Genomic DNA, 11797 nt, shown 5'->3' with positions numbered 1-11797 from the left:
CCGGAGAGCTTCGAGCTGTGCACCCGCATGGTGCGGCCCGGCGGCCATGTGGCCAACATCGGCGTCCACGGCAAGCCCGCGACGCTCCACCTGGAAGACTTGTGGATCAAGAACGTGACCATCACGACCGGCCTGGTGGACACCCGCTCCACCCCCACCCTGCTCCGCATGGCCGCCGCACGCCGCCTGCCCACCGCGGAACTGGTCACCCACACCTTCCCGTTGGAGGACATGGAGAAGGCCTACGACGTCTTCACCCGCGCCGTCGACACCGGCGCCCTCAAGGTGGTGCTCGGCGCCCCGTCGCACGAGGACCTCGCGGTTCCCGCGGCCTGAGCGGGCCGTGCCGCCTGAGCAGGTTGTGGCGGAACCCACCTGCTTCACTTGCTGTCGCTCGGCCGTGTCGAAGTGCTCGTCCGCGTCGAAGAGAGCGCCGCACGTCCGGCCTCCAGGCGCGCGACGGGGACACGGAACGGCGAACACGACACGTAGTCCAGCCCCGCCGTGTGGAAGAAGTGCACGGACTCGGGGTCCCCGCCGTGCTCGCCGCAGACGCCGATCTTCAGCTCGGGGCGTGCGGCGCGGCCCTCGTCCACCGCGATGCGGACCAGTCGCCCCACGCCGTCACGGTCGAGGGTCTCGAACGGCGAGGCGGCGAAGATGCCCTTGTCGAGGTAGGCCGAGAAGAACGCCGCCTCGACGTCGTCGCGCGAGAAGCCCCAGGTCGTCTGGGTGAGGTCGTTGGTGCCGAAGGAGAAGAACTCCGCCTCCTCGGCGATGCGGCCGGCCGTGAGCGCGGCACGCGGGAGCTCGATCATGGTGCCTACCGGGAGCCGCACGGGGATGCCGGACTCCTCGGAGACCTCGGCCAGCACGCGCTCCACTTCGGCGCGCTCGATGCGCAGTTCCTCGACGGCGCCCACCAGCGGCACCATGATCTCCGCCCTGGGCTGCCCTCCGGCCCGTGTACGCTCCACGACCGCCTCGGCGATCGCGCGGACCTGCATGGCGACCAGCCCCGGGACGACCAGTCCCAGCCGCACGCCGCGCAGCCCGAGCATCGGGTTCTCCTCGTGCATACGGTTCACCGCGTCGAGCAGATCGGTGTCGTGCGGGTCCGGGCGCTCGCCCCGGGCCTCGGTGGCGGCGATGCGCACCGCGAGTCCGGTGTGGTCCGGCAGGAACTCGTGCAGAGGCGGGTCGATGAGCCGGATGGTGACCGGCAGATCGTCCATCGCCTCCAGGATGCCGATGAAGTCCTGCCGCTGGAGGGGCAGCAGCGCGGCCAGAGCCCTTTCGCGCTCGCGCTCGTCGCGGGCCAGGATCATCGCCTCGACCAGCTTGCGCCGCTCGCCGAGGAACATGTGCTCGGTGCGGCACAGGCCGATGCCCTGGGCGCCGAACCGGCGGGCGCGGGCCGCGTCCTCGGGAGTGTCGGCGTTCGCCCGGACCTCGAGGCGCCGCAGGCCGTCCGCCCGCTCCATGGCGTCGGCGACGGCCCCGACCAGCCCGTCGGACCGCTCACCCGTCTCGAAGTACCGCATCACCGCGGAGTCGACCAGCGGGGCGGCGCCCAGGTAGACGGCACCTTCCGAACCGTCGACGGAGACGACCGTGCCCTCCTCGACGACGGCGTCCCTCACCGTGAACCGGCGCGCCGTGGTGTCCACGGTGATCTCCTCGGCGCCGCACACGCATACGGTGCCCATGCCGCGGGCGACGACGGCCGCGTGGCTGGTCTTGCCGCCGCGGCTGGTCAGCACCGCCTGCGCGGCGATCATGCCGGGCAGATCGTCCGGGGTCGTCTCCTGACGGACCAGGACGACCTTCTCGCCGGCCGCGGACCGCCGTACGGCTTCCGCGGAGTCGAACACGGCGGCGCCCACGGCCGCGCCCGGGGAGGCCGGCAGACCGTGGGCCAGGGCCTCGCCGACGGCCGAGGTGTCGAACCGGGGGAACATCAGCCGGGCGAGACCTTCCCCGCTGACCCTGGCCAGCCCCTCGTCCGGGGTGATCAGGCCCTCCTCGGCCAGTTCCGTGGCGATGGCGAACGCGGCCTCCGCGGTGCGCTTGCCGACCCGGGTCTGCAGCATCCACAGCCGGCCGCGCTCGATGGTGAACTCGATGTCGCACAGATCCCGGTAGTGCGACTCCAACGTCCGCATGTGGGAGCGGAGTTGTTCGTACGACAGCGGATCCAGCTCCGCGAGAGCCGTCAGCGGGACGGTGTTGCGGATGCCCGCCACGACGTCCTCGCCCTGGGCGTTCGCGAGGTAGTCGCCGTACAGGCCGGGCCGTCCCGTGGCGGGGTCCCGGGTGAAGGCGACGCCGCTGCCGGAGTCGGCGCCGAGATTGCCGAAGACCATGGTCTGCACGTTGACCGCTGTTCCCAGGTCGTCGGGGATGTGCTCACGGCGGCGGTAGATCCGGGCGCGCTCGCCGTTCCAGGACGCGAACACGGCGAGCACCGCCTGGCGGAGCTGTTCGGCGGGTGACTGCGGGAAGTACTCACCGGTCTCCTGGCGCACGAGGCTCAGGTACGACTCGACGAGCCCGGCCAGGTCCGCCGCCGTCAGGTCGAGGTCGCTCGCCGCGCCCCGGTCCTGCTTCAGCTCGTCCAGGACGCCTTCGAAGAGAGCGCTGTCGACGCCCATGACCGTGCTGCCGAACATCTGCACGAGGCGGCGATAGGAGTCCCAGGCGAAGCGCTCGTTGCCGGAGACCTTCGCCAGACCGAGGACGGACTCGTGATGGAGGCCGATGTCGAGGATCGTCTCCATCATGCCGGGCATGGAGAAGCGCGCCCCGGAGCGCACCGACAGCAGCAGAGGATCGTCCGGCTGCCCCAGCCGACGTCCCGCCGCCTCCTCCAGGACCGTGAGCCGGTCGGAGATCTCCCGGATCAGGCCGGAGGGCTCGCTGCCGGTGGTGAGGAAGGCCCGGCAGGCGTCCGTGGTCACGGTGAAGCCCGGCGGGACAGGTAGCCCCAGCCGGGTCATCTCGGCGAGGTTGGCTCCCTTGCCGCCCAGCAGGTCGGCCTGGTCGCGGCCGCCCTCCGCGAAGTCGTACACGTAGCGGACCATGTCGCCGGTCTCCTCTGTCGGGTTACGGGCTGGAGCATGTATCCAGCCTCCGACCGGCTCGGACGGAGAGGCAGGTGCTGTCGGGCCCCTTCACAGGGCCGGTCGGCCCACCTGGGTGAGCGTGCTACTACCACCGTGGCACAGGACCGGGGCGGGCGGATGTACGGCGAGGGCCGACGGCGCTCCAGCGGAGGAGAGTCCCTCGGGGCCGTCCCTGCCCGCTCACCCGCTGTGAGTCCAGTGAGTACGTCATGTGACTCCAACGGGTACGTCGGAGGACGTCAACGGGTGCGTCAGAGGACGTCGAGCACGTCGGTCACCGGCCGTCGTGGGCTTGCCACGCCCTCCGGACCGTAGCCGAGCCGGATCACCATCTGGACGTTCGCCATGGCCGAGACGGGGTCGCGGACGGCCCACCGGATGTCCGGCCACTCCGTCGGCTGGGAGGTGATGGAGGCGACCAGTCCGTCCGCGGTGGCCTGGAGCAGAACCTGCTCCAGGGCCTGACCGGCACACAGCCAGTCCCGGGGCCTGTCACCGGCCGTCCCGAGCAGAGCGATGTTCGGGTTCTTCTCGAAGACCGCCCAGCCGCGCCCGGGCACCGGACGGCCGAGCGCGAAGTCACGTACGGGGACCGACGTACCGCGCTGCAGCGGACCGAAGGCCCCGCCGGGGATGCCGTCCGACGCCCCGGCGGCAGCCGCCGGCTCCGGACGCGTCCATCGAACCGTTTCCTCGTGCACTCCGGGGGTGAGTGCCTCAGTGGCCTCGGCGTCCTGGACCAGCTCGAGGATCGACCGCACATGCCAGGGATCGGGGAAGAACAGTTCCGCGCCTTCGAGAACGGCCGCCTCGGACAGCCGTTCTCTCGTGGCTTCCGGGATCTCCTCGTCGCGGAAGGGGAAGCGGCTGGAGTGACGGCGCCGGATCGCAGGGGCCAGCCGGCCGAGTTCGCCGTCGGGCGGTCCCGTGCCGAACAGGTGCACTTCGGCGAGGAGCCTGGCGTCGGCGGGATCGGGCAGCATCCGGACGTCCGGAGCCGGCCCGCGCGCCGCGGCGGCCACGCGCAGGTTGAGCAACGCGGCACCGCACCCCATGTGCAGGCCTCGGTTCTCCGGATCGGTGTGCGGGAGCGCGCGCTCCAGGTCGGCGTACAGTCGCAGGACGCCCGTGTCCCGCAGCAATCGGAACGCCCAGGGCTGCGCGTTGTGCAGCGAGGGCGCGGCGGTGGCCTCCGCTACGAGTGCCTTGACGGTGTTCGCATCAAGAGGTTCTGCGTTCACGGTGCTTTCCTTCCGCGCGACTCCTCGTTCCGCCCCCTCGGCCTGTGCGGGCGTGGACACGGCCCGCGCCTGCCTGCGGTGACGCCAGGGCGGAGAAGTGCCGTCCGCTGATTCCATGGAAGGCTTCCGCGGAGTCGATCCGGCAGGGGCCATTGGTCCCGAAAGAGGGGCCCGGCCGACCCTCATACGCCCATCGGTCATGTCCTCTCTTGCTCTACGGGTCTTCGTGACACGAGTTCGCCCACCAGCGCGGCCACCTGCGCCACCTCGATGAGGAAGCCGTCGTGACCGTGAGCGGATTCGATCCTCCGGAGATCGTCCGCGGTGGAGATACCGGCCGCCAGCTCCGCCTGCTGCGCCGGTGGGTAGAGGCGGTCCGAGTCGACCGCGGCCACGAGGGTGGGGGCGGTCACCCGGCGCAGGGCCGCGCGCACGCCGCCGCGGCCCCGGCCGATGTCGTGGCTGTTCATGGCCTCCGACAGCACGACATAGCTGCCCGCGTCGAAGCGTCTCACCAGCTTGGCCGCGTGATGGCCGAGGTAGGACTCGACCTGGTACCGGCCCCCGTTCCAGGGATCCTCCGTGCCCTGCGCCGTACGGCCGAAGCGGACGCGGAGTTCGGGCTCGCTGCGGTAGGTGACGTGGGCGATCCGCCGGGCCAGCCCGAGTCCGGTGTCCGGGCCGGGGCCGTTGTCGTGGTAGTGGCCTCCGCGCCAGTGCGGGTCGGAGCGGATGGCGCGCAGTTGGACGTCGGCCCAGGCGATCTGCTCGGCGCTCGCCGCGGCGGTCGTGGCGAGGACGAGGAGCGCACCGGTCCGCTCGGGATGCGACACGGCCCATTCGAGAGCCCGCATCCCACCCATCGAACCGCCGACCACCAGGGCCCAGCGGTCGATGCCGAGTGCGTCGGCGAGGCCTGCCTCGGCCGCCACCTGGTCGCGCTGTGTCAGAAAGGGGAAATCACCGCCCCAGCGGCGTCCGTCCGGTGTGAGCGAGGACGGCCCGGTGCTTCCCTGGCAGCCGCCGAGGACGTTCGGGGCCACGACGAACCAGTGGTCAGGGTCCAGGGCGCGTCCCGGTCCGACGAGGCCGTCCCACCAGCCGGGAGCGGGGTGCCCGGGTCCGGCCGGTCCCGCCACGTGACTGTCGCCGGTGAGGGCGTGCAGCAGGAGAACGGCGTTGGAGGCGTCCGGCGCGAGCCGTCCCCACGTCTCGAACGCCAGCCGCACACCCGGCAGTTCAGCGCCCGCCTCCAGCGCGAGGGGCTTCTCACGGGTGTACCACTGGCGACGCCCCGGCGGGTCCCCCTCCCGCCAGGCACCGGTGCCCGGCGGGAGGGATTCCTGAGGGGTCGTCACCACGGTGTTCAGGATGCTTCCTTGGCCGCGCGGAAGCCTGCCTCCAAGTCCGCCTTGAGATCGGCGAGGTTCTCGATGCCGACCGACAGACGCACCAGACCGGGTGAGGTGCCCGTGGCCGCGAGCTGCTCGTCGTCGAGCTGGCTGTGGGTGGTGGACGCCGGATGGATGATCAGGCTCCGTACGTCGCCGATGTTGGCGAGGTGGCTGAACAACTCGACCGCGTCCACGAACCGTTTACCCGCCTCCACTCCGTCCCGCAGCTCGAAGGAGACCACCGCGCCGGCACCGCGCGGCAGATACCTCTGCCCTGCCTCGTACCACCTGCTGGACGCGAGTCCCGGGTAGTGGACAGCGGCGACCTCGTCGCGCCCCTCCAGCCACTCGGCGAGTGCCTGGGCGTTCGCCGAGTGCCGCTCGATGCGCAGGCTCAGCGTCTCCACACCCTGCAGCAACAGGAAGGAGGAGTGCGGGGAGAGCGCCGGGCCGAGATCGCGCAGCAACTGCACCCGAAGCTTGACGGCGAAGGCGCCCGGGCCGAGAGCCGGCCAGTACCGCAGGCCGTGGTAGCTCGGATCCGGCTCGGTGAAGTCCGGGAACCGGTCCGCGTGCGCGCCGAAGTCGAAGGTGCCGCCGTCGACGACCACACCCGCGATGGTGGTGCCGTGCCCGCCCAGGAACTTGGTGGCCGAGTGCAGGACGATGTCCGCGCCGTGCTCAAGTGGCCGCAGCAGATAGGGAGTCGGGACCGTGTTGTCCACGATCAGCGGCACGCCCGCGGCGTGGGCGACGTCCGCGACGGCCCGTACGTCCAGCACGTTGCCGCGCGGGTTGCCGAGCGTCTCGGCGAACAGGGCCTTGGTGTTCGGCCGGATCGCGGCCCGCCACGCCTCGGCGTCGTCGGGGTCGTCGACGAAGGAGACGTCGATGCCGAGCTTGGGGAGGGTGTGGCGGAAGAGGTTGTACGTACCGCCGTACAGCGAGGTACTGGAGACGATGTGGTCGCCCGCACTCGCGAGCGTCAGGATGGCCAGCGTCTCCGCCGCCTGCCCGGAGGACAGCGCGACCGCCGCGACACCACCCTCCAGCGCGGCGATCCGCTGCTCGAAGACGTCCTGGGTGGGGTTGTGGATGCGGGTGTAGATGTTGCCGGGTTCGGCCAGCGAGAACAGGTCGGCCGCGTGCTGGGTGTCCCGGAACACGAACGACGTCGTCTGGTAGATCGGTGTCGCCCGGGCGCCGGTCGTCGGGTCGGGCGCGGCTCCGGCATGGATCTGCTTGGTCTCGAAGGACCATGCCGAGGTGTCAGGTCCGGCGGGTGCGTCTTCGGGGGTGTGGCCGGCGGTGACGGAGTCGATGGGCTGGCTCATGATGCTGCTCCCTGTACGGAGGGTGGGAACGGGAAGACGTGAGGGAGCCCCCGGCTGTGCGGAGGCGTGAGGGACCCATGGCGCTTCGGACCAATGCCGGTACGGTGGCAGCGGTCAGCGCTGGGTGAAGGAAAAGATGCTGGTCAGAGGCCTGAGCGCGATGTCAGCTCGCGGCGCGACAACCGGTGGTGGTGACACGCACGTAATCGACGTGGCGGCGGGTCACGAGCACGGTCATGAGCCCAGATAACCACACGGGAGCGTCAGGAACCAGCCAGACGGTGGGGTTTCATGCGTTGGAGGGCGTGCCGGCCGCGCTGTCTCCGGGTGTACGGAGGCTCAGGCCTGCCGCTGCCGCCGCGTCCCCGATGCGCATGGCGACTTCGCCTCGCATCGTGACAACCGGAGAGACCCTCCGTGTCCGCCATGCAAGACCCCCTCTGAATTTCTTGACCACCGTGGTGGCCGTCTGCTGAACTCCCGTCTCATGAACCCGCGCGTGGACCTCACCCGGCGGCGCCACATCGATCTGGCGCACATCGCCAGTTCGTTCTGTTGTCGCTGACCCGGCTGATCGTCCCCGGCAGCCGTCGGTACGCACCGACGGTGCGCGTCTGACAGAGGCGGTACCGAACCGCCCGTGCCGCGCCGCCGTTGCGCGGGATCGTCGCATCCGACGTCTGAGCGACTGTTTCCACGACCTCACGTCGTGCCTCCCCTTCCCTGCTGCGGGCTGAACTGTCCGCAGTGTGGGCGGGGAGGCGTACGAGCGGGCCGGCACGGTCGTCCCAGTCGTTGAAGCACGGGTGAGCCACCGACCCGACCGCGGTCGGTGACGGGGCTCGCCCCGGGTCCGGCGAGCCGACACCAGCCCATCAAGCGGCTCGGCCTGCCCGGTTGCGCTTCCCGCGTGATCGCAGGCCTCGGCCCCCGCGTCGTGACCGCGACACCTGCCCCGTCTCCGGCCGTTCGGTCCGGGAGGCGATCCGTCGCTGCCGCTTTCCATCCCCAGCACCCGGTGGCGTGTCCACCTCCCCGAGAAGGACCACCTCATGCCCGTGTCCATCCGTAAACTCACCGGCCGTATCGGCGCGGTGGTCGAGGGCGTCGACCTCACGGCGCCACCGACCGACTCCACGCTGACGGCACTCCGTGACGCCCTCAACGAGCACAAGGCACTCGTCTTCGACCGCGCCGGCCTCGACAACTCCGGCCAGGAGCGCGTGGCCGGCTGGTTCGGCGAACTCACCACCGCCCACCCGAACGTGGCGGCCGCGGACGGCACCACCCACGTGCTCGCCGTCGACAGCGAGACCTCCAAGGCCAACGAGTGGCACACCGACGTCACCTTCGTGGTCAACCCACCGCAGGTCACCACACTGAGGTCCCTGGTGACCACGCCTTACGGCGGTGAGACACTCATCGCCAACGCCGCCGCTGCCTACCGCGATCTGCCCCGACCGCTGCGCGCCCTCGCGGACTCGCTGCGCGTCGTGCACACCAACCAGTACGACTACGCGCGCCCCGCGGCCGCCACGGCACAGCAGCAGGAGTACGACCGGATCTTCGTCTCGACGCCGTACGAGGCCGAGCACCCGGTCGTACGCGTCCATCCGCTGACCGGCGAACGGGGCCTGTTCATCGGCGGGTTCGCCAAGCGGATCGTCGGTCTGCCGAACGGCGACTCGGCGGATCTGCTGCGCGTCTTCCAGTCGTACGTGACGCGTCCGGAGAACATCCTGCGCTGGACCTGGTCTCCCGGCCAACTGATCGTCTTCGACAACCGGATCACCCAGCACTACGCGGTCGACAACTACGACGACCACCCGCGGCTCCTGAACCGGGTGACCGTCGCGGGAGAGATACCGGTCGGCGTCGACGGACGCCTCAGCGAGCAGCTCGTCGGTGACGCCTCGCACTACACCGGTGTTCTGGCGGTGGCGGCATGACCGAGGTCCGCATCCCGGCGCGGGCCGTTCTCAAGGGCCCGGCCGCCGCGACCGGCAACGTGCGGGAACGCGAGGTGTTCCTGCCACGTGACGCGCGCCGCCGGTCGTCACTCGCGGCACTCCGTGACCGGCTGCGCTGGCCGCTGGGCATCTATACGACGCCGGTCGCGATCCTCGTCCTCTGGGAGGTGCTCGCCCGGGCCGGCGTGGTGACGAAGACGTACGCCCCGGCGCCGACCTTGATCGTGCGGTCCGCCGTCGATCTGTGGCAACAGGGCGTACTCGGGCCGGACCTGGCCATCTCACTGCAGCGGGCCGGCATCGGTCTCGCCCTCGGTCTGACGGTGGGCATCGTCACGGGAGTCCTCGGCGGACTGCTGCGCAGCGGTGAGTACCTGTTCAACGGCGTCGTACAGGTCCTCAACACGATCCCCCTGCTCGCGGTGCTGCCGCTGATGATCGTGTGGTTCGGCATCGACGAACTCACGAAGGTACTGCTGATCTCCTTCGGCGCCGGCGTGCCGATGTACCTCAACCTGTTCGCCGCGATCCGCGGAGTCGACCAGCGGCTCATCGAGATGGCACGCACGACCGGAGCGGGCACCTGGCGCCTGGTGACGCGGGTACTGGTGCCCGGATCGCTGCCGGGTTTCCTGGTCGGCCTCCGCTTCTCCCTCGCGTACAGCGTCCTCGGCCTCGTCGCCGCGGAGACCGTCAACGCCGACAAGGGACTCGGCTTCCTCATCACCCAGGGACAGACCTATCTCCAGACCAACCAGGTCTTCGTGGGGCTGGTGATCTATTCACTCCTCGGCCTGCTCGCCGACCAGTTCGTCCGGGCTCTCGAGCGGGTGCTGCTGCGGTGGCGCCCGAGTTATGAGGCGTCATGAGCAGCACCGTCGCGACCGATCTCCGCCGGCAGACCGGTGTCGTCGTCGAGCGAATCGTCCGGCAGTTCGGTGACCGGGTGGTGCTCGACCACCTCGACCTCACCATCGCCGACGAGGAGTTGGTGATCCTGCTCGGCCCCTCGGGCTGCGGCAAGAGCACCCTCCTGCGGCTGCTCGCCGGACTGGACCGTCCCGACGGAGGGCGCGTGGAGGTCCCGGCGAAGCGGGCGATCGTCTTCCAGGCGGACCGGCTGCTGCCGTGGCAGCGGGTCCTGCGCAACGTCACGCTCGGCCTGCACGGACCCGAGGCGGACCAGCGGGCCCGCGACGTACTCGCCGAGGTCGGTCTCGCGGGCCGCGAGAAGGCATGGCCCAAGGAGCTCTCCGGCGGCGAGGCCCAACGGGTCTCCCTGGCAAGGGCATTGGTCTCGGAGCCCGAACTCGTCCTGCTCGACGAGCCGTTCGCGGCGCTCGACGCCATCACACGGCTGCGCATGCACGACCTCGTGCGCGCACTGCGCACGAAGCACCAAGCCGCCATGCTGCTCGTCACCCACGACATCGACGAGGCGATCGCTCTGGCGGACCGCATCCTCGTCATGAGCGACGGCCGCATAGGCACCTCGCACGAGGTCGACCTCTCCGCCGAGGACCGCGAGGCGAGTGTCGCGCGCGAAGAACTCCGGGCCCGGCTCCTGGAGGACCTCGGCCTCGCCGGGCAGCACTGACCCCAACGATCCCCCCCCAACACCCATACCCAGCAAAGAAAGCACAGGACATCCCATGCGCAAGACAACCACCCGACTCGTCGCCGCCGTCGCTCCGCTCGCCCTCGCGAGCACCCTCGTCGCCTGCGGATCGTCCTCCGACACCACCGCGCCGCTGAGCAACGCCGGCAACGCGAGCGGCGAGAAGCACCCGGAGTGGAGCAAGTACACCTTCACGATGGGGGACAACGGCGGTGACGGCAGCCAGGCCCTGGCGAAACTGACCGGCGTCTTCGACGACGCGCCCTACAAGGTGAAGTTCGCCCGCTTCACCTACGGCCCACCACTCGTGCAAGCCGCGGCCTCGGGAGACATAGACCTGGGCAGCGTCGGCGACGTACCCCCGATCACGGGCGCGGCGAAGGAGTACGGCTTCAAGATCGTCGCCGTGAACCGCTCGCTCACGCCCGACCAGGCGGTGGAGAACATCATCGTGCCCAAGGGTTCGAAGCTGAGGACCGCCGCCGACCTCAAGGGCAAGCGGATCGCCGTCCCGCAGGGCAGTTCCGCCCACGGACTGGCCCTGAACGCACTGAAGAGCGTCGGCCTCGGCCCCAAGGACGCGAAACTCGTCTTCCTCGACCCGGCGGCGGGCGCCACGGCGTTCAACACCGGCAAGGTCGACGCCTGGTCGATCTGGAACCCGCAGTCGGCGATCGCGGTCAAGAACGGCGCGCGAATCCTGGTCAAGGGCCTCCCGCCGATCGACCAGACGAGCAGCTACTACGTCGCGAGTGACACGTCGCTGAAGGACAGGACCAGGCGCGCGGCCCTCACGGACGCCCTGAAGAGGCTCTCCCGGGAGTACGCCTGGGCCATCAAGCACCCGGAGAAATACGCTCAGGCGCTCTCGCAGGAGCAGGGCATCCCGCTGGCCGACGCCAAGGCCTCCCTGGCCGCCTACTCCAACAGGGTGACCCCGGTCGAGAAGTCGGACATCGAGCTGGAACAGAAGCTCGCGGACGCCTTCCTGGAAGCAGGCCAGATCACCAAGAAGGTCGACCTGAACTCCATCACCGACAACCTCCTCCCGGCCGGCTACGACAGCTCCAAGCTCACCTTCGACTGACCCCGCCATCCACCTCGACGCGCAAAGG

8 protein-coding genes and 1 pseudogene are annotated in these 11797 nt (G+C 70.3%); 5 read left to right on the top strand and 4 right to left on the bottom strand.

Features of this window, described 5'->3' with window-relative positions; all coding sequences use genetic code 11:
- Positions 1-336, top strand: a pseudogene (locus ACWEBX_RS28820) (alcohol dehydrogenase); the annotation flags it as partial.
- Positions 337-380: 44 nt separating this feature from the next.
- On the opposite strand, the gene ppdK reads toward ACWEBX_RS28820, so the two are convergent.
- The 4 genes from ppdK to ACWEBX_RS28800 form a co-directional block, all read right to left on the bottom strand.
- Positions 381-3083, bottom strand: coding sequence for a pyruvate, phosphate dikinase (gene ppdK / locus ACWEBX_RS28815; RefSeq protein WP_451887717.1), 2703 nt, complete (start codon positions 3081-3083; stop codon positions 381-383).
- A 293-nt stretch (positions 3084-3376) separates the two neighbouring features.
- Positions 3377-4366 (bottom strand): Acg family FMN-binding oxidoreductase, encoded by a 990-nt coding sequence (locus ACWEBX_RS28810; protein WP_451887716.1) that lies wholly within the window; start codon positions 4364-4366, stop codon positions 3377-3379.
- A 197-nt stretch (positions 4367-4563) separates the two neighbouring features.
- The gene (gene metX, locus ACWEBX_RS28805) at positions 4564-5736 is read right to left on the bottom strand and encodes a homoserine O-acetyltransferase MetX (protein WP_451887718.1); all 1173 of its coding nucleotides are present in this window, start codon (positions 5734-5736) and stop codon (positions 4564-4566) included.
- Positions 5733-7094, bottom strand: coding sequence for a bifunctional o-acetylhomoserine/o-acetylserine sulfhydrylase (locus tag ACWEBX_RS28800; RefSeq protein WP_451887715.1), 1362 nt, complete (start codon positions 7092-7094; stop codon positions 5733-5735). The genes metX and ACWEBX_RS28800 overlap by 4 nt, the downstream gene beginning before the upstream one ends.
- A gap of 1052 nt (positions 7095-8146) precedes the next feature.
- Between ACWEBX_RS28800 and ACWEBX_RS28795 the strand changes: the two genes are divergently transcribed.
- Genes ACWEBX_RS28795 through ACWEBX_RS28780 form a run of 4 tightly spaced genes read left to right on the top strand, consistent with a single transcriptional unit; the run spans position 8147 to position 11769 of the window.
- Positions 8147-9043, top strand: coding sequence for a TauD/TfdA dioxygenase family protein (locus ACWEBX_RS28795; protein ID WP_451887714.1), 897 nt, complete (start codon positions 8147-8149; stop codon positions 9041-9043).
- Positions 9040-9933: an ABC transporter permease gene (locus ACWEBX_RS28790; protein ID WP_451887713.1), complete on the top strand. Its 894-nt coding sequence runs from the start codon at positions 9040-9042 to the stop codon at positions 9931-9933. Before ACWEBX_RS28795 ends, ACWEBX_RS28790 begins: the two co-directional genes overlap by 4 nt.
- Complete coding sequence (locus tag ACWEBX_RS28785) at positions 9930-10661, top strand: ABC transporter ATP-binding protein (protein ID WP_451887712.1); 732 nt, start codon at positions 9930-9932, stop codon at positions 10659-10661. The genes ACWEBX_RS28790 and ACWEBX_RS28785 overlap by 4 nt, the downstream gene beginning before the upstream one ends.
- A 55-nt stretch (positions 10662-10716) precedes the next feature.
- Positions 10717-11769 carry an aliphatic sulfonate ABC transporter substrate-binding protein gene (locus ACWEBX_RS28780; RefSeq protein WP_451887711.1) on the top strand — a complete coding sequence of 351 codons (1053 nt, stop codon included), beginning with the start codon at positions 10717-10719 and terminating at the stop codon, positions 11767-11769.
- Positions 11770-11797 lie beyond the last annotated feature (28 nt).

Source organism: Streptomyces sp. NPDC005070 (assembly GCF_053600395.1).
The sequence above is the reverse complement of the archived record's forward strand: the minus strand, read 5'-3'. Positions and strand labels throughout refer to the sequence as shown.